Annotated in this window: 20 protein-coding genes; 18 read left to right on the top strand and 2 right to left on the bottom strand. The window is 43.9% G+C overall.

Annotation, left to right across the window (positions count from 1 at the left end; translation table 11 throughout):
• The first annotated feature begins 33 nt into the window (after positions 1-33).
• From AC5JMP_RS16890 to AC5JMP_RS16875, 4 genes are all read left to right on the top strand, one after another.
• Positions 34-2,238: a GumC family protein gene (locus AC5JMP_RS16890; RefSeq protein ID WP_495852650.1), complete on the top strand. Its 2,205-nt coding sequence runs from the start codon at positions 34-36 to the stop codon at positions 2,236-2,238.
• 29 nt (positions 2,239-2,267) lie between these two features.
• Complete coding sequence (hepC, locus tag AC5JMP_RS16885; protein ID WP_495852649.1) at positions 2,268-3,227, top strand: heterocyst development glycosyltransferase HepC; 960 nt, start codon at positions 2,268-2,270, stop codon at positions 3,225-3,227.
• A gap of 77 nt (positions 3,228-3,304) precedes the next feature.
• The gene (locus AC5JMP_RS16880; protein WP_495852648.1) at positions 3,305-4,129 is read left to right on the top strand and encodes an ABC transporter permease; all 825 of its coding nucleotides are present in this window, start codon (positions 3,305-3,307) and stop codon (positions 4,127-4,129) included.
• Between the two features lie 153 nt (positions 4,130-4,282).
• Positions 4,283-5,161 carry a Uma2 family endonuclease gene (locus tag AC5JMP_RS16875; protein WP_495852647.1) on the top strand — a complete coding sequence of 293 codons (879 nt, stop codon included), beginning with the start codon at positions 4,283-4,285 and terminating at the stop codon, positions 5,159-5,161.
• A 225-nt stretch (positions 5,162-5,386) separates the two neighbouring features.
• Here the strand turns inward: AC5JMP_RS16875 and AC5JMP_RS16870 are convergent, their stop codons facing one another.
• Complete coding sequence (locus tag AC5JMP_RS16870; protein WP_495852646.1) at positions 5,387-5,602, bottom strand: hypothetical protein; 216 nt, start codon at positions 5,600-5,602, stop codon at positions 5,387-5,389.
• Between the two features lie 214 nt (positions 5,603-5,816).
• The gene (locus tag AC5JMP_RS16865) at positions 5,817-6,062 is read right to left on the bottom strand and encodes a hypothetical protein (RefSeq protein WP_495852645.1); all 246 of its coding nucleotides are present in this window, start codon (positions 6,060-6,062) and stop codon (positions 5,817-5,819) included.
• Positions 6,063-6,790: 728 nt separating this feature from the next.
• Between AC5JMP_RS16865 and AC5JMP_RS16860 the strand changes: the two genes are divergently transcribed.
• The 14 genes from AC5JMP_RS16860 to AC5JMP_RS16795 all read left to right on the top strand — a co-directional run bounded on the left by AC5JMP_RS16860 (position 6,791) and on the right by AC5JMP_RS16795 (position 23,383).
• A complete protein-coding gene (locus AC5JMP_RS16860; protein WP_495852644.1) occupies positions 6,791-8,095 on the top strand; it encodes an ABC transporter ATP-binding protein in 1,305 nt (434 codons plus the stop codon).
• A 38-nt stretch (positions 8,096-8,133) separates the two neighbouring features.
• Positions 8,134-8,835, top strand: a complete 702-nt coding sequence (locus AC5JMP_RS16855) for a class I SAM-dependent methyltransferase (RefSeq protein WP_495852643.1) — start codon at positions 8,134-8,136, stop codon at positions 8,833-8,835.
• A 23-nt stretch (positions 8,836-8,858) separates the two neighbouring features.
• Positions 8,859-9,992, top strand: coding sequence for a glycosyltransferase WbsX family protein (locus tag AC5JMP_RS16850; protein WP_495852642.1), 1,134 nt, complete (start codon positions 8,859-8,861; stop codon positions 9,990-9,992).
• Entirely contained in the window at positions 9,974-11,119 is a 1,146-nt protein-coding gene (locus AC5JMP_RS16845; protein ID WP_495852641.1) for a glycoside hydrolase family 99-like domain-containing protein, read from the top strand. The genes AC5JMP_RS16850 and AC5JMP_RS16845 overlap by 19 nt, the downstream gene beginning before the upstream one ends.
• Positions 11,112-12,110 carry a glycosyltransferase family 2 protein gene (locus AC5JMP_RS16840; protein ID WP_495852640.1) on the top strand — a complete coding sequence of 333 codons (999 nt, stop codon included), beginning with the start codon at positions 11,112-11,114 and terminating at the stop codon, positions 12,108-12,110. Before AC5JMP_RS16845 ends, AC5JMP_RS16840 begins: the two co-directional genes overlap by 8 nt.
• Positions 12,111-12,576: 466 nt before the next feature.
• Positions 12,577-13,740: a glycosyltransferase family 4 protein gene (locus tag AC5JMP_RS16835; protein WP_495852639.1), complete on the top strand. Its 1,164-nt coding sequence runs from the start codon at positions 12,577-12,579 to the stop codon at positions 13,738-13,740.
• A gap of 75 nt (positions 13,741-13,815) precedes the next feature.
• Positions 13,816-15,099, top strand: a complete 1,284-nt coding sequence (locus AC5JMP_RS16830; protein ID WP_495852638.1) for a glycosyltransferase family 4 protein — start codon at positions 13,816-13,818, stop codon at positions 15,097-15,099.
• Positions 15,100-15,205: 106 nt separating this feature from the next.
• A complete protein-coding gene (locus tag AC5JMP_RS16825) occupies positions 15,206-16,039 on the top strand; it encodes a hypothetical protein (RefSeq protein WP_495852637.1) in 834 nt (277 codons plus the stop codon).
• Positions 16,040-16,167: 128 nt separating this feature from the next.
• Positions 16,168-17,481 carry a glycosyltransferase gene (locus AC5JMP_RS16820; RefSeq protein WP_495852636.1) on the top strand — a complete coding sequence of 438 codons (1,314 nt, stop codon included), beginning with the start codon at positions 16,168-16,170 and terminating at the stop codon, positions 17,479-17,481.
• Positions 17,482-17,564: 83 nt separating this feature from the next.
• Positions 17,565-18,740, top strand: a complete 1,176-nt coding sequence (locus AC5JMP_RS16815) for a glycosyltransferase family 4 protein (RefSeq protein WP_495852635.1) — start codon at positions 17,565-17,567, stop codon at positions 18,738-18,740.
• A gap of 28 nt (positions 18,741-18,768) precedes the next feature.
• Positions 18,769-20,178, top strand: coding sequence for an O-antigen ligase family protein (locus tag AC5JMP_RS16810; RefSeq protein ID WP_495852634.1), 1,410 nt, complete (start codon positions 18,769-18,771; stop codon positions 20,176-20,178).
• Positions 20,179-20,326: 148 nt separating this feature from the next.
• Positions 20,327-20,830, top strand: coding sequence for a serine O-acetyltransferase (locus AC5JMP_RS16805; RefSeq protein ID WP_495852633.1), 504 nt, complete (start codon positions 20,327-20,329; stop codon positions 20,828-20,830).
• Positions 20,831-21,086: 256 nt separating this feature from the next.
• A complete protein-coding gene (locus AC5JMP_RS16800; RefSeq protein ID WP_495852632.1) occupies positions 21,087-22,244 on the top strand; it encodes a glycosyltransferase family 4 protein in 1,158 nt (385 codons plus the stop codon).
• The gene (locus AC5JMP_RS16795) at positions 22,241-23,383 is read left to right on the top strand and encodes a glycosyltransferase (protein ID WP_495852631.1); all 1,143 of its coding nucleotides are present in this window, start codon (positions 22,241-22,243) and stop codon (positions 23,381-23,383) included. The genes AC5JMP_RS16800 and AC5JMP_RS16795 overlap by 4 nt, the downstream gene beginning before the upstream one ends.
• Positions 23,384-23,790: the final 407 nt, after the last annotated feature.

Genomic DNA, 23,790 nt, shown 5'->3' with positions numbered 1-23,790 from the left:
ATTGCAGACGTGACTGATAGCAACCTTAAACTCATGACTGAGAGCGAACCAGGATATGGACAGCTATTTGCCGTCCTCCTACGTCGCCGATTATGGATGTTAGGTGCGCTAGGTGCAGCTGTAGGAATTGCTTTTGTGATGACGAAGCTACAGCAACCGACATATGTTAGCTCGTTGCAGCTACTCGTAGAACCCATCTATCAGGGAAAACAGGGGCAGGGGCAGGAACAAAATCTGGACGATCAGTTTGCTGATTCTAATGTTCAGATCGATAGCGGTACTCAGATTAGCTTAATGACAAGTTCTGGACTATTGCGGAAAGCTATGGTGTCTCTAAATAGGGAATATCCAGAGATTGATCCAGAAGATTCAGATAGCTTAGCAGCCTTTAAAAGCTCTCTGAGTGTGACCCAGGTTACATTTACGGGTGTAAAAGAAAAGGGCGCAACCAAAATTTTTCAAGTAACTTATACAGACAATGATCCCGTAAAGACGAAATCTGTATTAGAAACTATGCAGAAGGTCTACCAAGACTATAACCTGGAGCAGCAAAAGAACCGGCTGGCAAAAGGTCTGGCTTTTATCGATCAACAGCTCCCGCAAATTGAAAATAAGGTAAAACAGTTTGAAGACTCTTTAGAGCAATTTCGAACTGACCAAGAGCTAATTGATCCGCAGGTACAGGCACAGGCGCAGGCGGAAGCGCTAAACCGAATTCAGGATGAACTGCGAACTAACAGCGCTCAAATTGAAGAACTTCAGGATCGATTTACTAGCTTGCAGGCACAGGTAGGGCTGGCTCCTGAAGAAGCCGTCATTGCAGCTCGGTTAAATCAATCACTGCGCTACCAGACACTGCTGAATGAGATTCAAAAGACAGAGCTAGAGCTAGTACAGCAGCGCCTATTGTTCAATGACAATACCGCAGAAGTCCAAGTGTTGCTAGACAAGCGTCAGGAGCAGGTGGGATTACTTCAAGATGAAGTGAGTCAGGTAGTGGGAGACAGTGGGGATGGGACAGCAATCCAGCTTGGTCAGCTTGACTTAACTCTAATTAACAATTTGGTCGATGCGGAAGTTAACTTACGCGCATTAGAGGCGCGAGATTCCAGCCTAGTCAATTCTGAGCAGCAGCTGCGAGCAGAATTGCAGCGCTTTCCTGAATTGCTAGCTGAGTATGGTCGGCTACAGCCAGAAATTGAGCTGAATCGAGACACCTTGAAGCAGCTCTTGGCAGCACGTCAAGAATTGGGACTGGCGATCGCTCAAGGAGGGTTTGACTGGCAAGTGGTAGAAGAGCCGCAGCTGGGCTTAAAGACAGGTCCAAGTTTGGCACGAAATCTACTGCTGGGGGCGGTGGTGGGCTTAATGCTGGGGGGAGTGGCTGCCTTTTTGCGAGAGGCTTCTGATGATGTAATTCACGATGCAGAGGATTTACGTCGCCAGTCGGGTTTGCCGCTGCTAGGGATGCTGCCGCAATTTTCTATCAAGGCTGAAGCCAGACTGCCGATCGCTTTGCCGTTCAGCCGAACTGAGAAATCAACTTTGCCTAGCGATCAGGTTGTCTACTGGGCACCCTTCCGGGAAGCCTGCGATCTTTTGTACAAGAACATTCAGCTATTGGACAGTTCCCGATCGCTTAAGTCATTGGTCGTTACTTCGGTGTTGCCGGGTGAAGGCAAGTCAACGCTGGCATTAGGCTTGGCGATTAGCGCAGCTCGACTTCATCAGCGGGTGCTGTTAATTGATGCCAACCTACGATCGCCCCATTTGCACGAGTTGCTGAATTTATCGAACGAGCAGGGTTTATCAACGCTGCTTGCTAGCCATGCGTCTATTCCTAAACACATTGGCTCCCAGGGTGCAGAGACCTCTAGCAATGTTTCAGTTCTGACGGCTGGTTCTGCTCCGGATGATCCGGTGATGCTGCTCAGTTCTCAGCGGATGCGAGATGCGATCGCAGTTTTTGAACAATCCTATGATTTAGTCATTATTGATGCGCCTTCTGTTTCTGGAAAGGTTGATCCGATTCTACTTGGCTCTTGTTGCGATGGCATCCTTTTAGTCGAACGAGTTGATCAGGTGACGCGATCGAGAATGAGTCAGGCGATCGCTATGTTGAGCAAATTAAACATTATCGGGGTGGTTGCCAACGGTCTAGAAGATTTTTCCAACAGTCACTCGTCTCAGTCGCTGCCATTCCAGACTGCTCTTTCTCAAGGCAGCTCTAATCATTGATATTTCTGCTAATCGCCTAGTGAATCTTTATGAGTGACTTACTGCATGATCTACATAGGTATCTACACAATAAAATTTCTGTGCAGAATGGTCTACAAAAAAAATTATATGATCTTTCTCAAGATGATCTATTAATTAGTCAGTCTGATTACCTACCAGATTCCAACGTACCCAATACTTGGATACCCAACTATGCCTTAAGGTGGAGACAGCGCAAGCTCATTGTGCAGCTTTTGCCTGAGCGCCAGCAGTCCTCTTTATCCTCTTCTCACGAACAGGAATGGCTAGTCGCTTGCCTGCAAAACTCTCCCGTTAAGCTAGTTAAACTTGACTTAGGGTTAGGTGACGTCTGTCTTAAAATTTGGGCAGAGGCTTGTCGCCATACGGATAGACAGGCTTTCCTGCGGTTGCCCGCTGCTCCTAATCGACCACAGAATAAAAAGCCTCTGCACTGGTGGCTGAAGCGGCGGCTAGATTGGATCATAGCAGCACTACTTTTGGTCGTATTAAGTCCTGTCCTGCTCAGTCTTTTAGTCCTGCTTCAGCTTGAATCTTCTGAGCCTGCGGTTTTGCGTCAGTGGTGTGTAGGAGAGCGGGGTAGATTATTTCAGTGCTTTAGATTTCGCACGGGCAGTTCCCTTAACTTGACGGATCTGGGGCAATGGCTGAGTAGATTGAAGTTAGATAGATTGCCAATGCTGTTGAACGTGTTGCGGGGTGAAATGAGTCTGGTGGGTTCTCATCCTTTCGATTTAAGTAGTGCTACCCAAGTGAATCTAGAATCGCGCTGCTGTCTCAATCTGCTGCCTGGAATTGTGGGGATACAACCTATCAAAAGATATTTGCTTGTCGAAGATTCTAAACTTCTATCCTTGTGCGATCGCTATCAAGACGACTGTGCCTATCTGCAAGGCTGGTCGTTAGAGTGGGATCTAAAGTTTTTATTGATGGTCATTCCTAAGCTAATCTTGACCCTGAGTGCTGACTAACAAAAAATTAAGATAGATACTTTCAAAGACAAGTAAGACAAGTAAGACATGTGCAACATACTAAAGGCGATCGCATCATGAAAACAAAGGAATTGACGATCGAGGCGGGACGCGCTGAAAAACAGTATTGGCAGGATCTTTGGACTTATCGAGAGCTGTTCTATTTTCTGGCATGGCGCGATATTTTAGTGCGCTATAAGCAAACGGCGATCGGGCTTGCTTGGGCGCTCATTCGTCCTTTTTTGACCATGGTGGTATTTACAGTTGTCTTTGGTAATCTGGCAAAGCTGCCATCTGAAGGAGCACCTTATCCAATTCTGGTATTCTCAGCAATGTTGCCCTGGCAGTTCTTTGCCAATGCCCTCAGCGAGTGCAGCAATAGTTTGATTAGCAATTCTAATCTGATCTCTAAAGTGTATTTCCCCAGGCTGATCGTACCGACGAGTGCGGTGATCGTTAGCTTTGTTGATTTTATGATCTCAGGCATTATTTTGCTGGGGCTAATGGCGTGGTACAACTTTGTGCCGGACTGGCGAATTTTGACGCTGCCGCTGTTTGTGCTCATTGCGTTTGCAGCCTCGATCGGTACAGGGCTATGGCTGGCAGCGTTAAATGTGCAGTACCGCGATTTTCGCTATATCGTGCCATTTATTGTGCAATTTGGGCTATATATTTCGCCTGTGGGATTTAGCAGCAGCATTGTGCCGGAGCAGTGGCGGTTGCTGTATTCGCTCAATCCGATGGTGGGAGTCATTGACGGGTTTCGGTGGGCTATTATTGGCAAAGATGCCGCTATCTACTGGCCAGGGTTTACCCTATCGGTGGGGCTGGTATTTGTGGTGCTAATTACGGGCATCTGGTATTTTCGCAGGATGGAACGGACGTTTGCAGACGTAATTTAGGTCGGCTATCTCTCTATTTGTGGAGTAAGCTATTTTCATTGAATGGGGCGATCGCTTTTTGAGCATGAGCTATGTTAGAGACATAAGCTATGTTAAAGAGTAGAAGGGGCGCTTGGCTACCGCAGCACCCTGTTTATGGATAGAGGACGGTTTATGACAGCTCTACAACTTCGTCAGTTAAACGCGCTACCTCCCATCACTTGGGCAAAACTGCCGCCGGATTTCACCTTACCGGATGAACCCGTGGAAAGTAATCTTCAGCCTCTACTGGCAGCAGCTTTACGAGAATCTCTAGAGTTGGCAGGGTTAATCCTTGAAGCTAGTCTGGTTGCCTCAAATTTTGGGATTTGTGCCACGGTAGGCGATAAGACGATCGTAAAAGCTCCAGATTGGGTCTATGTGCCGTCGGTGCAGCCGCTGCCAGAAGGAGAAGTGCGGCGCAGCTATACACCCCATACTGAGGGGGAGGTTCCGGCGATCGTGATGGAATTTGTCTCTGAAACTGAGGGGGGTGAATACTCGATCAATCCTCACTATCCCTATGGAAAATGGTACTTTTACGAGCGGATCTTGCAAGTCCCTGTCTATGGAATTTTTCACCCCAAGACTGGTGAACTTGATGTTTATCGCTTGACTGACGGTAAGTATGAGCAGCAGGTGCCCGATGAGCAGAATCGTTACTGGATTGAGGAAGTCAGCCTATTTCTGGGGGTGTGGCAGGGCAAGAAAGCAAACATGACGACTGGTTGGCTACGCTGGTGGGATCAGTCAGGGGGTTTATTGCTGTGGGGGGGAGAACAGATAGAGATAGAGCGGCAACGGGTCGAGCAGGAGCGGCAACGGGCGGAGCAGGAGCGGCAACGGGCGGAGCAAGAGCGGCAACGGGCGGAGCAAGAGCGGCAACGGGCGGAGCAAGAGCGGCAACGGGCGGAGCAAGCGCAAATTGCTTTGGAACAAGAGAGATCTTCAACTCAACGGTTAGCTCAGAAGTTAAGAGAGTTGGGAATAGATCCTGAAACATTTGAAGCCTAGTCAAAAGGTTGGAGGATGACCCCAACCCTGACCAGCGGAATTCAGCTGTATCTGGTGCACTTGAGGGGGCGTTTGATCTCTTCAATCAACTATGGTTGTGCAAAAATACGTTGGCTACTGACGCGATCACCAAACAAAAACCAGACAGTATCACCAAAAGCATGGACGGAAATTGATCAAAATTTCCATCGATTAGCTAAAGCCAAATGTGAGTGTCAGGAATAATTACTTCAAACACTGCCAATCTTCCTCGCCAACAATTGGGCTGACAATGTCGCCCAGTATTTCTACTTTGCCTGCCATAGATACGGGGAAGGTGCGTGTCGGCAATTCAGTTTCTGCCAAAATTGTCACAATTACTCGTGCAAACTTAATCTCTGGCTGCTCTGCTAGCCATTTTACTTGGCCGTTTTCATAAATCGCTTCATAACTTTTCAGCATGGTCATCTCCCTTCTAAACCGCAGACCTGAGTTGGGGGAACTTGTTTTACGAGTATGGCTCTCACTAAATCCAACCGTTTTCAGAATTCAGATTCTGTTTGGGTATCGGACAAGATCGCCTGAGCTGCAATGCTGATTTCACGATCAGGCGATCGCGCAGACTTCGAGGTTTTAGACCTCCGAGGTTTTGAAAACTCGGAGGTCTGAGGTTCCCTTACCCCTGATGCGGACTCGCCGATCGCCCAAAGCGACGAATCAACAGGCGGATGACTTCTTGGGAGTCTGGAATCGGCTGGGGTGGACTCCAGGCGGTAACTTCGGCAAAGCCCCGCTGATAGAGGTCATAAATCACGCTGTTGACGTCTTCGGGGGTGCCGAGCAGGATCATCCGCACTTTGGCGGCGGGGTGAGCGATCGCCCCTTCGGTTTGGGTGAGCGTCGCGATAAAGTCTTGAAGCATAAGGGTTTCTCCTATTTTGGATGGTTGAAGAAAACCCAAAAACTTAGCCACCTTGCCATAACAAAGCAGGGTGGCTAAGAGGAGTGTTAAAATCCATCGTTAGCCAGCCGAACTGCGTCATCAGTTTGGGCCGGTTAGCCACTCATTGCTGTTACCAGCAGCTTTGGGTGGCGACTAAGTTTTTGAGCGGCGAATAGACAGAAGAGCAAGGGCGCAACAACTGCCTATAAGTAAGCGAGATTAGCGGAATTTGCGATCGCTGTCAACAGGTAATTTTGAATCGGGCTAATGCAATAGACAACTTGATCTAAAAGTCTTATGGGGTGGATATCTCGCTCGTCTGGACTTGGCAAAGAAAGGCACGATCGCCCCAAGTTTTCCTGATTGCACCATCAGCTGCCAGTAAAGATGGGCAGTGTTGGGATAAGTTTACGGTTAACCGATCGCGCTCATTGAGCAATTCTCCACCTTTCAGTTAACTCTTATACCAACTTATTAAAGATGAATCTAAGCTTTAGCTGGGTGAAGATGCGACAAAGAATAGGTTGTTGCCCCAAGTTTTCCTGATAGTGTTATTGGCTGCTGGTAGAGATAGGCAGTGATGGAACAACTTCGAGGCTAAGAGGTTGATGCAGAGATTAATCATGCAAGGCTTGTGATATCGACACAGGTTGGGCTTTAATCAACCCTAGCTATCCTATTTGAACTTTTGAGTGGGCTTTTGAAGAATGAGCGATACCGTCATCCGCGTTGAGAATTTGAGCAAGAAGTATGTTCTCAGCCATCAGCGAGAAGGTCAGCAGTATAAGGCTTTGCGGGATGTGATTGCAGAGGGCGCAAAGTCTTTGGGGCAGAGGCTAATGAAGCCGATGGGGAAACCGGAACTTAGCCCTACTCAGGAAGAATTTTGGGCGTTGAAGGATGTGTCGTTTGAGATTAAGCAGGGCGATCGGGTTGGCATTATTGGGCGGAATGGGGCTGGAAAATCGACCTTGTTAAAGGTGTTGAGCCGCATTGTGGAACCGACAAGCGGCAGAATTAGCATTAAAGGTCGCGTGGCGAGTTTGCTGGAAGTAGGGACGGGATTTCACCCGGAGTTAACGGGTAGAGAAAATATCTACCTGAATGGTGCCATTTTGGGCATGAGCCGCGAAGAGATTAAGCGCAAGTTTGATGAAATTGTGGCGTTTGCAGAAGTGGAGAAGTTTTTGGATACTCCGGTGAAACGCTATTCATCTGGGATGTATGTGCGGCTTGCATTTTCAGTGGCAGCACACCTGGAACCAGAAGTTTTGATTGTGGATGAGGTGTTGGCAGTTGGAGACATCCAGTTCCAGAAAAAATGTTTAGGCAAAATGGAGCAAGTTGCAGGGGAGGGGAGAACAATCATTTTCGTTAGCCATGAAATGGGCACAATTAGTGCTTTGTGTAATCAAGTAGTTTTTTTGAAGAAAGGACAAGTTCATTCGATTGGAGAAACAGAAAGGATTGTGACAGAGTACTTTTCTGAAGTACTTAAGAATAAAAATCAGGAACTAGGTGATCTGAGATTGCCGGGATTTGGAAAGAAAATAAGGTTTTCTAACATAGAACTCCTATCAAGAGATAACAATATACGATTTGGGGAGCTAATTACTTATAAGTTGGAGATTTCTTCTGATCACAACTTTCAGGGTTTGAGTATAGGATCCAGTTTCTTCAAAAATGATGGAATATGTATAGGTTCGCTTATCAGTGATGAATTCGACATTTGTGCAAATAAACAGTTAAACCTACGTCTCACCGTTTCGAATATGAATCTTGCTCCGGGTTCTTATTACGCTGGCTTTAGTATCGGTTTTGGGCAAAAGGAAGGAGTACGAAAAGATTTAGAAATAGTTGTAGGCAAACCAAGTTTCCAGATTCTTCCTCTTTTAGAGGATTCAACAAATATATCAAGTTGGAACTCTAGTTGGGGAAACATCTTCTTTAAAGATAATTCTTTGGTAATTGTATCTGGTTCTAGCAATGAATCATATAAGATGCTTACCTAGAAATGGAATGAAAATTGCGTAGAGTGGGGATTCGAGAAATGGCAAATAAACTATCTGAAGTCCTACTTGCAGATGATTACAAATCAAAACCCTTTCATGTCTACTATGAGGATGACCGTCATGAAATGATTAAATACATACCAGCCGACGTTTCACTAATTCTTGATATTGGATGTGCAAGCGGGAGATTTGGTCAGATTCTTAAAGAGATCCGCCAGGTTGAAGTTTGGGGTATTGAGCCAAATGAAGATGCTGCTTCAGTTGCAGGGCAAAGACTAGATAAAGTGATCAACAGCACTTTATCTGACGAGCTAGATATACCAGAACACAGCTTCGACTGCATTATTTTTAATGATGTACTTGAACATCTTGTTGATCCTTTTGGGGCATTGACTTACTGCAAGAAAATCTTGAGAAATAACGGATATTTAGTAATTTCAATTCCAAATGTTCGCTATTTTGACAATATTTGGAAATTAATAATTGAAAAAGAATGGAAATATGAGGAGTGCGGCATACTCGATAGAACCCATTTGCGCTTCTTTACGGAGAGTAGCATTTTGAGGACGTTGGATGACTTAGGCTTTCAAACTGAATTAATAGAGGGTATTAATCCTGTCGAGAAAAAGCATCCTCACCAGTCAAGAAAGTTTAATCTTCTAAACTGTATTACGCTTGGTAGATTTAGGGATATGCGCTATCTCCAATTTGCCATAGTAGCTCGTCCAAAAGCTAATTGAAGTAGATTAGATATATTTTGAGTATGCAAAACGCTGAAACAATTCAGGAGAAGTTACGTTGTATTGCTTTTTATCTCCCTCAATATCACCCTATCCCAGAAAATGATAAATGGTGGGGCAAAGGCTTTACAGAGTGGACGAATGTCACTAGGGCAAAACCACTATTTCCAGGACATTACCAACCTCATCTCCCAGCAGATTTGGGGTTTTACGATTTACGGCTTCCAGAAGCTCGTCACGCCCAGGCTGATCTTGCTAAAGCACATGGTGTTGAAGGGTTTTGCTATTACCACTATTGGTTCAACGGTAAACGGTTATTAGAGCGACCTTTCAATGATGTTTTGTCTTCTGGAAAACCAGATTTACCATTCTGCCTTTGTTGGGCTAATGAAGTTTGGTCTAGACGCTGGCTAGGAGAAGAAAGAGACATCCTACAAAAGCAAGCCTATTCTGCTGAAGATGATTTGAATCATATCAGATGGCTAATGAATGCCTTTTCTGACTCTCGATATATTCAAATCAAAGGCAGACCGCTATTCCTAATTTATAGACCGCTTGACTTGCCTGAACCCAAAAGAACGATAGAAACCTTCAAATCTAAATGTGTAAAACAGGGGCTTCCCGAACCCTATTTAGTTGGAGTAGATGCCCATCGTCCGGGTTTTAACTTTGCAGAAATTGGCTTCGACAGTACCTTAGCTTTTGAGCCTCAGCTTGGGGCATTACCCGATTTTATGGACGATCGAGCCAAGCTATCAAAGTTTTTAAGAAACCTAAAGCTAGGTATTGACAGCCCCAAATTAAAAGTATATGACTACTTGACGGCGCGCCGCCTGATGCTCCGCCGCCAAAGGAATTTCTCGCATCATCCCTGTATTTTTGTTTCTTGGGATAACACAGCTAGACGAGGGCAAAACGCTACCATCATCGTCAATGCTAAACCAGAATATTTTGAAGAAGGTTTATTAAAGATGGTTAATTCTCTAATGGATAAACCCTATGATGAACGATTACTCTTTATTAATGCCTGGAATGAATGGGCAGAAGGAAACCACCTTGAGCCTGACTTGAAGCACGGTACTCAATACCTTGAGGCTGTTAAACGTGTAAACCATAACCAAGCTCAAGGGGAAGTGAAGTGTCAGATCACGAATTAAAGGCAAAAGCGATAGCTTTCTATCTTCCTCAATATCATCCCATTTCCGAAAATGACGCATGGTGGGGCAAGGGCTTCACCGAGTGGAGGAATGTTACAAAAGCTAAACCATTATTTCCTGGGCATTATCAACCTCATTTGCCCGCTGATTTAGGCTTCTATGATCTGCGATTGCCAGAGTCGCAGCAAGCTCAAGCCGAGTTAGCTAAAGCTTATGGCATTCACGGCTTTTGCTATTATCACTACTGGTTTAATGGTAAGCGATTATTAGAGCGTCCCTTCAATGATGTACTTGCATCAGGAGAACCTGATTTTCCCTTTTGTCTCTGCTGGGCTAACGAAAACTGGACTCGACGCTGGGATGGTCTGGAAGACGAAGTATTAATGGGGCAGATTTACGCAGAAGAGGACGATCGCCTTCATATGCAATGGTTAGCACAGGCTTTTCGCGATCCTCGTTACATACGGATTGATGGCAAACCGTTGTTTCTAGTATATCGAGCGGCAAAAATTCCAGATCCTTACAGAACAACTGAGACTTGGCGTGAAGAAGCTCACAAACTAGGCATTGGGGATCTCCATCTTTGCTTTGTTGAAAGCTTTGCTAATGAGCATAACAATCCTAGTTCGATTGGCTTTGATGCAACAGTCGAATTTCAACCTGATTGGACTCAATTAGGAAAGCCGCTGCAACGAGGTAGGCGTTGGAATTGGGCAAGAAAACTTGGGATTGCTGAAAAAGCTTATATCGAAAACAATATCTATGAATACGCTGATATTGTTGAGCAGATGTTAGCAAAACCAACTGCAGACTATAAGCGTTTTCCCTGTGTTACACCCTCATGGGATAACGCTGCACGCCGCAAAAATGGAAATGCAACCATATTCCGCAATGCAACGCCTAAGCTTTATGAACACTGGTTAAGTGAAGTGATCCGAAGAGAGCGATCCAAGCAAGAGGGCGATCGCATCGTTTTCATCAATGCCTGGAATGAGTGGGCAGAAGGCAATCACTTAGAACCCTGCCAAAAATGGGGACATGCCTACCTAGAAGCTACTACAAGAGCATTGCAGAATGTAGCATTACCCATTGAACAACAACCTATCTCCGCTATCAGCAATGCCTAAAGTTAGCGTCATTATTCCCAACTATAATCATGCGCCCTATCTAGAGCAGCGCATTCATAGTGTTTTAGAGCAAACTTATCAGGATTTTGAGATTCTCTTCCTAGATGATGCTTCAACCGACAATAGCCGTGAAGTATTTGCCCAATTTGCGGGTCACCCCAAAGTTCAAGCTATTTTCAACGAGCAAAACACTAGATCTCCCTTTAAACAATGGAACAAAGGCATTAGAAACGCTACTGGAGATTATGTTTGGATCGCAGAATCAGATGATTTCGCAGATCCAAAACTTCTGGAAACGCTTGTTCCGATTCTAGATGCAAACCTGAATGTAGGACTCGCCTATTGCCAATCCTGGAAAGTTGATTCACAAGGAGAAATTATCACCAGTTTTCACTACTGGACAGATGATTTAGATGAGCAGCGTTGGCGAAATAATTATCTTAATCACGGCTTAGATGAGTGTAAAAATTATTTAGCTATTAAAAATATCATCCCTAATGCAAGCGCTGTTTTGTTCAGACGCAGTTTATTTGAACAAGCTGGTTACGCCGAAGAATCGATGTTCCTATGCGGAGACTGGATAACCTGGATTAAATTGCTTCTGTTAACAGACGTTGCATTTGCTGCTGAGCCACTTAATTACTTTCGTTATCATAGCTCCTCAGTTCGCTCAAAGTCGCAGCAAGGAGGGCTTGAAATCTATGAAAAAATGCAGGTGTTTCTATTTCTAAAGGGAGAAATTGAACTATCTGAAGAAATTTCATCCCTTGTCAAGAGCAAGCTTATTGAAGAACTGTTTTTTAGAATAAGACGAGGAGAGATTACCTCTAAAGGTATATTAAAAATATATAACTTATCTAAGAGGATTGAAACCTTTATAGAACTGCGACTTTTAATACAATTAGTTGCTTATTTAAGTTCTGGTGTTAGGCGTAAAACAGACAGTCTGATTCATCAAACACAAACATTCATTAATGGGTTGAAGTTTTAAATTTGGTTAAAACATTAATAGGAGGACTTATGAAAAAGTTTGAAGTCATTGTTTCTCCTCCAGTTTGGAGCCTCAATGGAGTAAATATTTTTTCAATCAATTCAAGTCAGCGGTCAACTATGTATTGCACCTTGTTATCATGATGACATAGCTCACTTATGGCTGAGCCATCTGCTTTGTTCAAGCGTTCCACAGGGCAGAATGTAGGCAACTATTAGGAATTTCTCAAATATTAAGGAATGCGATCTCTGGCTAAGTCTGGCTACTAAATACAAGCTAGCTAATTTAAAGATGTCATTAGTTTATTACCGGATTCATAGCTGAAATACAACGCAGTTACAAATTCGCTAAAATAAACTTAAGGATGAAATTGAAATTTGTGTGATCAGAAATGCTCCCACGCTAGGTAGATCATTATTTTTCTATACTTTTTTAGACTATTTATGCCTTTAGGCTTGCTAATGTGATGACAAGAATTGCAATTATTTCAACAATGCAAGGAAGCCCTTGGGGTGGGAGTGAGGAGCTATGGAGTGCAATGGCAACTGTAGCGCTAGAAGATGGACATTCTGTAATTACTTCAACCTTTCGATGGCCTGCGATCGCACCTCATATCTTGCAGCTTCAGCAAAGAGGAGCAAAATTACTGTTTCAACCACGCCCTAAACCTGGAGTTTTAGGTCGGATCATGTCCCAATTTAATATCTCATTTAATAAATTATTTCGTTTTCAGCCTGATGTTCTCATCATTAATCAGGGCGCAACCTATGATCCCTTAATAATGAAGTTAGGAAACCTGTTCAGTCTGCTCTACAACAGATCAATTCCCTACATCGTTATTTGTCATCGCAACGAGGACAGTTATATCCCATCAGATGCAGTTCGAGCAAAAGCTATCCAATTTTTTGAGAATGCGGCATCGGTGCTATTTGTAGCAGAACACAATTTAAGGACGACAGAACGCCAGCTTGCGCGCAAGTTATCCAATGCACAGGTAGTCCGAAATCCGGTCAACCTTATCACAGTCGGTGCCATAGATTGGCCAATCTTAGAAACGGTTAACTTTGCGAATGTTGCCCGTTTAGATGTTGTTTCTAAAGGACAAGATTCGCTCTTTGAAGCTCTTAGTGGTGTAATTTGGCAAACCCGTAACTGGCAGCTGAATCTCTACGGTGGAGGTAATAGCGAGTACTTACAAACGCTTGCCTACCATTATGGCATTGGCGATCGGGTTAAGTTTCATGGTCATGTTCAGGACGTGAGAAAAATTTGGTCTACCAACCATTGTCTGATTCTTCCTTCTAAGCGTGAAGGAACACCCATATCCCTTGTTGAAGCAATGCTATGTGGTCGCCCTGCAATTGTCACCGATGTGGGCGGTAATATTGAGTGGGTTGAAGAGGCACTCACTGGTTTTATTGCTGAAGCGCCGACAGTACGATCTCTGACATCTACTCTTGAAAGAGCATGGCAAGCGCAATCTATTTGGGAAACTATGGGAACTCAGGCTCACAAAGTTGCTCTAAGCAAATTTGATAGAGATCCAGGCAGAACTCTACTCAAGATCGTACTTTCTGCTGCTTTACAACAAGCAGCTCCTTTATCTAGTGAATCGGTTCTCAAAAACTAAATGCCTTGCTTTTCCTCCATAACTCACTTAATAAATTATTGCGGATACCACTTAAAAGATTTCAAGAAAAAGTCTATGTTAAAAATTGCTTGCTATGGCTATGTTAAAAAGGAATCTGGCAGCGTAACTGGTGCCAACTTTTTAATGCTACAAGAGCTGCTAGAACGGGGATACAAGATTGATTTTTTTGGATGGAAAGATTCTAATTTTCCATTTGAACTTATAGGATGTCCAAACTTTGTTTACTACGAATTACCTAAGCAATCTATTTTCCGCGAGTTTATCAAAGGTTTTTTACCTAAATTGCTACATAATACATTCAACCAAACGCTTGGGGCGTTGATGCAAAATCTATACAGCGAGCGACGTAATCAGAAGAATATTCTGAAAGCCGTTGTTGCACAACACGCCATTCACCAATACGATCTTCTATTATTTCTGGGTCTATATGGAACGTTTAATGTAGATGGAGTACCAACAGTTAGCTGGGTTCAAGGACCTCCCCAAACAGAATGGCACTATATTCACAAACTCCAAAAAATTCTGGTGCAGTTGTGTGGTCCCTTCGTGTATTGGCAACTTAAGGCATTCTATACCCTGAAATACTCAAGGTTGAGATTTGAAGTATGGAAGACGGACATTTTCATCTGCGGTAGCAAATGGTCTAAAGAGCAGTTAGTAGCTTATGGTATCCAGCCGGGATCTATCAAAATTCTTCCCTATCCTATGGATATTCCATTTTTTAATGATGAATCTCAGGTAAAGAAATCTCAGAGCACCGTCAAAACTTTTCTCTGGTTAGGTCGCATCGATCCTAGAAAGCGTCTAGATTTAATGATGGAAGCTTTTGCTTTATTGCTCGCAGAACGCCAGGATGTCCGCCTCAAGATTATTGGTGCTGCTAGACCAATGTATAAGGGCTACAAACAGCTTATTGATTCTTTTGAGGCTCAAGAGCACATTGAATATCAGCCTAGTTTATCTCGATCAACGATTCCTGACTTGATTAAATCCTGCGATGTCTTAATTCAGCCTAGCGAAGGCGAAAATTTTGGATCTGCAGTTGCTGAAGCACTTTGTTGCGGTGTCCCTGTGATCTTAGGGCCAACGAATGGAACTCAAGACTTTACCAGCCCTACTTGCTGCTTTCTTTTTGAAGATTACACTCCAGAAGCGGTGAAGCAAACAATGTTAGAGGCTCTAGAGAAAATTGAGTATTCGGCAGATACAATTTCGTCAATTGCAGTTACCACAGCTCGAAAAAACTTTCAACTCGAAAAAGTAGTTGATAATTTAGAAGAAGTCTTTCAACAAGCAGTAGACTCTTACTATACAAGATTTTCTAATCAAATCTCATGACCTGAATCAAGATTAGAGTTTTTTGAAAATGACTAATTCTCAAGAATAACAAGCATTTCATTTATGCTGAAAAGCGTGTTTAAATTGTAAGAACTGGAGCTATAAAATGAGATGGATTTTCAGTAAAAGTGAGGACGCTAGTTTAACTAGCAACTCTTTCCTTAAAGATAAGAGCAGATATGTTGTGGTATTAACTGCCTGCATTGATCCTTCTCAAGGGTCAGCAAAAACAGTTAAAGTATTTAGAAGTGATCCATTAACTCGTCTTGCAGATTATGAAAAGTCTCTTCTTTTTTGGTTAAAGATAAAAGACTGCCGCCTCCAAAAAATAGTCTTTGTTGAAAATTCAGGCTATTCTCTAGATTCTCTAAAGGAGCTTGTACTTAACTCTAATGCTTTAGCAAAGCAAGTTGAGTTTATCTCGCTTTGCTGTAACAATATTCCATTGGGACTACATTATGGATATGCTGAGCTTGATATGCTTGACAGAGCGTATCAAACGAGCGAATTGATTAAGTCCTCTGAATACTTCATCAAAGCAACTGGACGGCTTACTTTTCCCAATCTTCCAAGTTTACTCAATCACCTCCCTTTAAAATATTTGTTTGCCGTCGACTGTAGAAATAGCGCTTTTCTAAGGCGCTCTACTCATGCTTTCACCACTACTCAATTGATGATTTTTTCAACTGAATTTTATGGAGAAAAATTGTATGGAGCTAAAGCGGATTTAACTATGAAAGTCCCTAAAATAGAAGAGCTTTTATACTACAAGCTAATTATCTTTAAAAGTCAAGAGGGAGCAATATTGAGGTGGCCTATTAGTGTTGATCCAGTGGGCCAAGCCGCTCATTGGCGTAAGAATTACCGATCGCCGAGACAGATAGCAATTAATACTATCCGATCTATTTGCCGAATATTATTTCCGAATTGGTGGGTTTGATTGAGTTGGCTATAGAAATAAATTATGTAACTTTTAACTATAAGCTGCTCATAAAAATAAAATGGTCAAGTACGACTATTCTATAAATCTTTAAGTTTAACGAAAGGTAATAACTCAGAAATAATTCTTTGAGAGCATTTATGAAGATTATATTTATTGTTGAAAAATTTCCAATTCTCTCTCAGACTTTTATTATTAACCAAATCACTGGCTTGATTGATCGGGGACATGAAGTATTTATTTATGCTGAATTTAATGAAGATGAGCAAAAAACTCATCCAGAAGTTGAACAATATAATCTCTTAAAGCGGGCAATTTTTCATCCACGATTTCCTCAAAATAGGCTTGTCTGTATCTTTAAGGGGTTAAAGCTTCTAGCTACAAACTTTTTAAGTGCTCCTTTTCTAACTTTGCGATGCCTCAATTTCGTTAAATACGGCAGAGATGCTGTGACGCTGCGGTTACTGTATGCAGTGACTCCATTTGTGAGACAGCAACCTACCTACGATGCTATACAGTGCCACTTTGGCTTATTGGGTATTAGAGGAATGATCCTGCGCGATGTGGGGGCAATCAAAGGTAACCTTATTACGGCTTTTCATGGAGTCGATATGAGCCAAAATTTACAAATTTTTGGTGAACATCTTTATGATAGGCTCTTTGAAGCAGGTGACTATTTCCTGCCCATCAGCCAGCACTGGCAAAATAAATTAATTCAGCTAGGATGTCATCCTGATAGAATTGCTACCCATCACATGGGCATAGATTGCCAGCGATTTATCTTTGCCCCACGCACTCCTACGCTAGGCGTTGTTCGCTTCATTTCGGTGGCACGGTTAACGGAGAAAAAGGGCATTGAGTTTGCCATTCGTGCAGTTGCAAAAATTCTGGATCAGCATCCAAAGATTGAGTACAACATTGTGGGAGATGGAGAACTTCTAGAGTCTCTGACACACCTTATCCACAACCTGGGAGCCGGCAATCAAATTAAGCTTTTAGGTTGGAAAGATCAAACTGAGGTGGTTGAGCTGATGAATCACTCCCATATTCTGCTAGCTCCTAGTGTTACCGCTAAAGATGGTAATCAAGAAGGTATTCCAGTCGTGCTAATGGAGGCAATGGCAAGCGGTATTCCTGTTGTTAGCACCTATCATAGTGGTATTCCTGAGTTAGTGCAAAATGGCGTTTCTGGTTTTTTAATTCCAGAGAGAGATGTAGAGGCATTGTCCGCAATCCTGATTGGCTTGATTCAGCACCCTGAGCAGTGGGCTGAGATAGCTCGTGCTGCTCGACTAACTGTGGAGCAGCAGTATGACATCAATTGTCTCAATGAGCAGTTAGACAGCCTTTATCAGCGTCTTTTATCCGGACAAACACCCCCTTTGCTAGAAGAACGAAATGATGTGTATTGCAGCGGGACGAACCTCTCGCAAGCGGAATAGAATTATCAGGTATAGACTAAACTCCTGGTTCTTGCTCTAAACTCGCGTGAACAGCTCAAGAAGATTGTGAAAGCATAGTTCCTATGAGAATTCTTTTAGTCATCCACGAGAAGTTCAATCCAGATTCAGGTTCTGCAGGAAGCACATTCAGGCTTGGAGAGCAATACCGAAAACAAGGGCATGAAGTGTTTTTCTTCTCAATGGATGATATGCCCAAAGTAGGAGAACATCTTAAGCGGATTGTATTTCCAGAAATTGTTGCGGCCCACATTGCCAAACTCTGCTGCCATGATCCTTTAGACGTTGTAGATTGCTCTCCAGGAGATATGTGGTTCTGGGCTAAAGTCACTCGTATTTTTAGAAAACATCGTCCACTATTAGTAACTCGCAGTCACGGCCTTCATCTCCTAGAGCATCTTTGGCTTCTTGAAGAGGCGCGTCAGGGTAATCTAAAGCTGAGCTGGATATATCCGCTGTATCGGGGTGGCTTTCAACTCTGGGAAATTAGAAGTTCTATTGAGGATGCTGATCGGGTATTTCTTCTTAATCGTGAAGAGCAAGACTATGTTGTAAAAGAATTGGGAGTTTCCCCAGAGCGCACCCACGTTTTTCCTAACGGTATTCCTAACACATTCTTAAGTCTGCCGTTCGATCCCTTACCCGTTGATTCCAATCTCACCATTCGCATTGCTCAAATTAGCACTTATATTCCTCGCAAGGGCATTCAGTATGCTTCGCCAGCTTTACAAGCTATCTTGAAACGGTATCCAAACGTTGAAGTTAGCTTTCTAGGAACAGCTTGCACAGCCCTAGCAGAGGCAAAAAAAGCAGTGTATGCCGACTTTGATTCTGAGTTACACCATCGTATTCAAGTAGTGCCGTACTTTAAGCATGAGACGCTGCCCGAATTGCTCAAAGGACATCATATTAAGCTGTTGCCTACTCTATCTGAAGGTTTTGGTAAAGCGCTTGTTGAAGCAATGGCCTGTGGATTAGCACCAGTCACCAGCAATGCTGCTGGACCGATGGAAATTGTTCAAGATCAGCATGATGCCTTAGTGGTTCCAATGCGCGATAGCCTAGCCATTGAGCGAGCGTTAGAGCGTTTAATTACAGACTTACCTTTTCTGGAAACCTTGCGTCGAAATGCTTATGCCACTGCCCAAAACTATAGCTGGCAACGAATTGCTGATGATAGGCTGACCTGCTATAAGGAAGCCATTGAAAAGAAAGCTGCAGTCAACTTGTGCTCTCCGTGAGCAATATCCTTGTAGGTGAAGGTATATTGTGCTGCAACAATCGCGGTTAGGCTCTACTATCGCTGCAGTTTCGCTTGAATCACCAGGCCATAACAAATTTGCTTGGCTAATCATTTGGGCTTGGATTCTAGTTTTGGCGATTATCTTACTGGCAGGAGCAGGGCGAGTACTGGTTCCTGTATTTCCAGTTGGCTCAGTAACGGTTGGTCTTTTTCTCTACTTCAGAGCACCTGCACTGTACATTGGGTATACTTGGTGGTTCTGTTTTCTAGGTTCTCTAATCCGGCGTATCATCGACTATCAAAGTGGGCAAATTACGCCAGGGAGATGGGGACTGACATCCATGCTAGTAGCATCTATCAGTCTTATCACACTATTCCAGCAGATTCCTAAGGTTCGTCGAGATAGAGGTTTGCCATTTATTCTCAGTGCAATGAGCGTGATTTATGGCTTCCTTATTGGATTGGCCTATGGTCGGCTTAACCTACAATACATGGTTAGCTTTTTTGAGTGGTTGGGTCCAATTGCTTTTGGCTTCCACTTATTTTCTAATTGGCGCTCCTATCCCCTCTATCGTCAAGTTACTGAGCGCTGCTTCGTTTGGGGTGTATTGTTTATGGGTGCCTATGGCATCTTTCAATTTTGTGTTGCCCCTAATTGGGATCGTTTCTATCTTGATAATTTGACAGCCACTTCCTTTGGTAAACCCTTTCCATTTGAAATCAGAGTCTTTAGCTCACTAAGTTCTCCTCAAGCCTTTGCAACTGTAATGATGGGGGGGCTGCTTTTACTATTTAGTAGTTCTGATGCTCTGCGTCTGCCAGCATCTAGCATTGGATATTTATCATTCCTACTTTCTATGGCTCGATCAGGCTGGTTGGGTTGGATCGCTGGGACTATTACCTTCTTTCCATTCTTAAAGCCTCGCTTCCAAATGCGCTTCGTCTTGACCCTTGTTTTGATGGTGATGCTAGTGACACCGCTAGTTACGATGGAACCCTTTGCAGAAGGCATTAATCAGAGGCTCGAAAGCTTGTCTAATCCTGAGGGAGATGTTAGCCTTCAGGGCCGATCAGAAGGATATAGTGATGCTCTCAATTTGGCTCTATCTGAGCCTATTGGGCAAGGGCTAGGAAGCGCTGGACCTGAAACTGCATTAGGAGGTGCAGATAGTGGAATCCTTCCTCTATTCTTTTCATTAGGATGGCTTGGAGTGGTTCCCTATTTAACAGGAACTTCTCTCATTCTTCTTCAAGTTCTCCGAAGCAAAGATAGCGGTCAAGATACTTTCGCTAGTGCCTCTCGATCAATTGTCTTAGGAACGTTAGCACAAGTGTGGTTCAATAATGTTTTCTTTGATGTATTCGCTCTTATACTTTGGGGATTTTTAGGCATTAGTCTGGCTGCTCAAAGATATCACCAGCACCAAACCTTATAAAACTTATTGTTTAAGGTTGTTAAAGTGAGTTTTCTTGATTACGTCTTCATGTTTTATTAAACATTGTCTGAAGCTACATAAGAGTTAGGGCATTACTCTAGCCATTATTAACGTTTATTTAAGCATACTTAGGAGCACTACAAATACTATGGAAAATACTAAAAGTAATAGCAAACTGATAAGAGGGTATCTTCTTAAACCAGGTTATCTTTGGTGGCTTAGCTGTCAAGCACATAAAAATAATAATGAGCTTTTAGCCTCTGTAATTAAAGCTTTTAACTTTCTCGTATTTCATGCACTTTTACCTTATCAGGCCGAAGTTGAAAAAGATCTCAGATTAGAACACTATGGCTTGAGCATTGTCTCTCATCCAAATGTTAAAATCGGTCAGCGAGTCAAAATCTATCATCATGTCACCTTGGCAGCAGAGACCTGGATTGGCTCTGAACACAGAATCTTTATTGGAGATGATGTCATGATAGGTGCTGGTGCAATTATTATTGGTCAAGGTAATAAAAGCTTGCACATTGGTAACGGTGCAAAAATTGGAGCTAATGCCGTAGTCACTAAAGATGTGCTGCCTGGACAAACCGTTGTTGGAGTTCCGGCGCGACCTCTAGAAATAGACAGTAGCTCTAGTCAGAAAACTTAATAATCTGATTATTCTGGAAGCGGAGATCATGAAGTGAACCGCAGAGTTAAGCTAGCTTTAAAGGCAACACATCTTTTTTTAAACATGTGATGGCTCTTAGTAAAAAAGTTATGAGCTTACTTATAGCTTTGCGGAAACAAGAATCACCTATATGTAAGTGGAGATGAGACCTGGCAATGCTGACAAAGTTTTACCTGTTGCAGTGAAACAGCTCTCTAATGCGCAAGGCTCTAACCCCCCTATTTTTCTTATTACCATGTTAAATCTGGAGGCTTCGCCCATATCGACACTCTGTCTTGGCATGGGATGGTTCCCGCAAACACCAGGTGGACTCAACCGATATGTGCATGAACTCATCTTGCAGCTTGCGACTCAGGGTAAAGTAGAGCTCTGCGGAGTTGGTCTTCCGGCTTATCTGCTTAATCCGCCCATTATGCTTACCGATCTCGCATCACCTCATCAGCAGCTTCCTCAGCGCCTCTGGTCAGTTCACCAACGCTTTCAGCAGCGACAGATGGCGTACCCCGATGCGATTAACCTCCACTTCGCACTGTACAGCTTCCCGCTACTTCAAAGTTTTCCAAAGAATGTGCCCGTTACCTTCACCTTTCATGGACCCTGGGCATTTGAAGGTCAGCAAGAAGGTGAAGGGAAGTGGAGCACTTTATTTAAACAGTGGATAGAGAAAAGAGTCTATGACCGCTGCGATCGCTTCATCGTTCTCAGCAAAGCCTTTGGCACGATCTTGCACGAAACATACAGTATTCCCTGGAACAAGATTCATATTATTCCGGGCGGAGTAGATACTCAGCGGTTTCAGCGCAACCTATCGCGACAGGAAGCCCGATCGCAGCTGAGTTGGCATCTCGATCGCCCAACGCTTTTTACCACCCGTCGCCTGGTGCATCGCATGGGCTTAGATAAACTGCTGACTGCTTTGGTGGAGGTGAAACGTCAAGTGCCTGATGTTTGGCTGGCGATCGCGGGTAAAGGCCCCATCCGCGCAGATCTAGAGCAGCAGGTTCAACGGCTAAGACTGCAAGACAACGTCAAGTTTTTGGGATTTTTGCCCGATGAGCAGTTGCCCCTTGCTTATCAAGCTGCTGACTTAACCGTTGTTCCCAGCCAAAGCCTAGAAGGGTTTGGGCTAATCTTACTGGAATCCTTGGCTGCTGGAACTCCCGCACTCTGTACCCCAGTGGGAGGAATGCCGGAAGTAATCACGCCCTTTTGCCCTGAGCTAATTACCGATTCTATTGAGGCAGAGGCGATCGCCGAGCGGCTAACTGATTTCCTCACCGGGAAACTACCCCTGCCCTCCCGCGATGCCTGTCGGGAATATGCCTGCCGTAATTTTGATTGGCAGATAATTGCTCCACGAGTGCGGCAAGTTTTACTGAGTCGAGAGCTATGAATATTCTATTTCTAGACCAAAGTGGCAAACTTGGGGGCGCACAGCTTTGCTTATTGGATATTGTCAAGCTTTATCACGATCGCAGCCTAGTCTGTTTACTAGCAGACGGTTCCTTTAGGGAATTACTAGAACAGCACCAGATTCCCGTACAGGTTCTCACAACCGAGTCTATTCAGGTTCGCAAAGAAAGCACCTTTCTCCAAGGATTGAGCAGTCTTAAGCAACTGCTACCGCTAATCGGTTGTGTGGCTCGTCTCAGTCGCGATTATGATCTAATCTATGCCAACACGCAAAAGGCTCTAGTTATAGGGGCGATCGCCTCTTTTCTCAGCCGCCGCCCTTTGGTTTATCATCTGCACGACATTGTCTCGCCTGAACACTTCAGCGCTATTAATCGCCGCCTGATCATCACGCTGGCAAATCGCTTTGCTTCTCTCGTAATCGCCAACTCTGAAGCCTCTCAAAAGGCGTTTTCAGATGCCGGGGGGCGCGTAGAGCTGACAGAAGTTGTTTATAACGGGTTTACGCCTGAGTCTTACAGTCACCATCAAGCAGAGGCGCTGCAACTCAGACAGACCCTTCAGCTCGATCGCCAGTTTGTTGTCGGTCACTTTAGCCGCCTTTCGCCCTGGAAAGGGCAGCATGTTTTGATTGAGGCGCTAAAGCACTGTTCAGAAGATGTGACTGCCCTATTGGTCGGCGATGCCCTGTTTGGTGAACAGGCTTATGTCCAACAGCTTCATGATCAGGTTGCTGAACTGGGACTAGAAAACCGCATTCGCTTTATGGGGTTTCGCTCCGATATTCCCCAGCTCATGACCGCCTGTGATTTAGTAGCCCACACGTCCACTGCACCCGAACCCTTTGGGCGCGTAATTGTAGAAGCCATGCTGTGTAGTCGTCCGGTAGTGGCAGCACAAGAGGGAGGTGCAGTAGAACTCGTGCACCACGACAAAACAGGATGGCTGTGTCCACCCAATGATCCGCAAAGGCTGGCAGAGATCATTATGAACTGCCGCAATCATCCGCAGCAGGCAAATGCGATCGCTCAGCAGGCTCAGCAAGAAGCCAGCCAGCGCTTTCATCTCGAAGCCATTAATCAACAGATTGCTCAACTGCTAGCTGCCATTGTGCATTGATTGAGTAACTGCTGGGATCAATTGTCATCAGCTTATGATCTGATCTCAATCATCTAGATCGGGTATAGCTCAAAGCCACGCATTCATACAATCAAATCTGTTTAAGGTAGATAGTTTTATAGATTGTATGCTTGCAAAAACATCAGCCATAAGAAAATCTATACTGCCCATAGAATCGCAAGGGTCGCTAATAGAATTTTCTATAGCACCGATAGAGCCACTAGGGTTGACTTTAGAATCAAGACCTCTCAACTCAAGTCAAACTATGCTGTTCCCCAAAATCTACGGATAGCCGTGCGATCGCCCCTAATTTTTTCGGCAAAAGTACAGAGTTACTGATTATTGTTTATAGCAATAGTTCAGACAGTTTTGCGAGAGCAAATTAGATCGGGTTGTGTAGACAAAAA

This window comes from Drouetiella sp. (assembly GCF_059504425.1).
Note: the sequence above shows the minus strand (reverse complement) of the source record. Positions and strands in the feature narration are given on the sequence as shown.

Bases quoted from the DNA above. Each gene is read 5' to 3' on its own strand.
- AC5JMP_RS16890 (WP_495852650.1), top strand. From the start codon at position 34: ATGACTGAGAGCGAACCAGGATATGGACAGCTATTTGCCGTCCTCCTA.
- hepC (WP_495852649.1), top strand. From the start codon at position 2,268: ATGAGTGACTTACTGCATGATCTACATAGGTATCTACACAATAAAATT.
- AC5JMP_RS16880 (WP_495852648.1), top strand. From the start codon at position 3,305: ATGAAAACAAAGGAATTGACGATCGAGGCGGGACGCGCTGAAAAACAG.
- AC5JMP_RS16875 (WP_495852647.1), top strand. From the start codon at position 4,283: ATGACAGCTCTACAACTTCGTCAGTTAAACGCGCTACCTCCCATCACT.
- AC5JMP_RS16870 (WP_495852646.1), bottom strand. From the start codon at position 5,602: ATGCTGAAAAGTTATGAAGCGATTTATGAAAACGGCCAAGTAAAATGG.
- AC5JMP_RS16865 (WP_495852645.1), bottom strand. From the start codon at position 6,062: ATGCTTCAAGACTTTATCGCGACGCTCACCCAAACCGAAGGGGCGATC.
- AC5JMP_RS16860 (WP_495852644.1), top strand. From the start codon at position 6,791: ATGAGCGATACCGTCATCCGCGTTGAGAATTTGAGCAAGAAGTATGTT.
- AC5JMP_RS16855 (WP_495852643.1), top strand. From the start codon at position 8,134: ATGGCAAATAAACTATCTGAAGTCCTACTTGCAGATGATTACAAATCA.
- AC5JMP_RS16850 (WP_495852642.1), top strand. From the start codon at position 8,859: ATGCAAAACGCTGAAACAATTCAGGAGAAGTTACGTTGTATTGCTTTT.
- AC5JMP_RS16840 (WP_495852640.1), top strand. From the start codon at position 11,112: ATGCCTAAAGTTAGCGTCATTATTCCCAACTATAATCATGCGCCCTAT.
- AC5JMP_RS16835 (WP_495852639.1), top strand. From the start codon at position 12,577: ATGACAAGAATTGCAATTATTTCAACAATGCAAGGAAGCCCTTGGGGT.
- AC5JMP_RS16830 (WP_495852638.1), top strand. From the start codon at position 13,816: ATGTTAAAAATTGCTTGCTATGGCTATGTTAAAAAGGAATCTGGCAGC.
- AC5JMP_RS16825 (WP_495852637.1), top strand. From the start codon at position 15,206: ATGAGATGGATTTTCAGTAAAAGTGAGGACGCTAGTTTAACTAGCAAC.
- AC5JMP_RS16815 (WP_495852635.1), top strand. From the start codon at position 17,565: ATGAGAATTCTTTTAGTCATCCACGAGAAGTTCAATCCAGATTCAGGT.
- AC5JMP_RS16805 (WP_495852633.1), top strand. From the start codon at position 20,327: ATGGAAAATACTAAAAGTAATAGCAAACTGATAAGAGGGTATCTTCTT.
- AC5JMP_RS16800 (WP_495852632.1), top strand. From the start codon at position 21,087: ATGTTAAATCTGGAGGCTTCGCCCATATCGACACTCTGTCTTGGCATG.
- AC5JMP_RS16795 (WP_495852631.1), top strand. From the start codon at position 22,241: ATGAATATTCTATTTCTAGACCAAAGTGGCAAACTTGGGGGCGCACAG.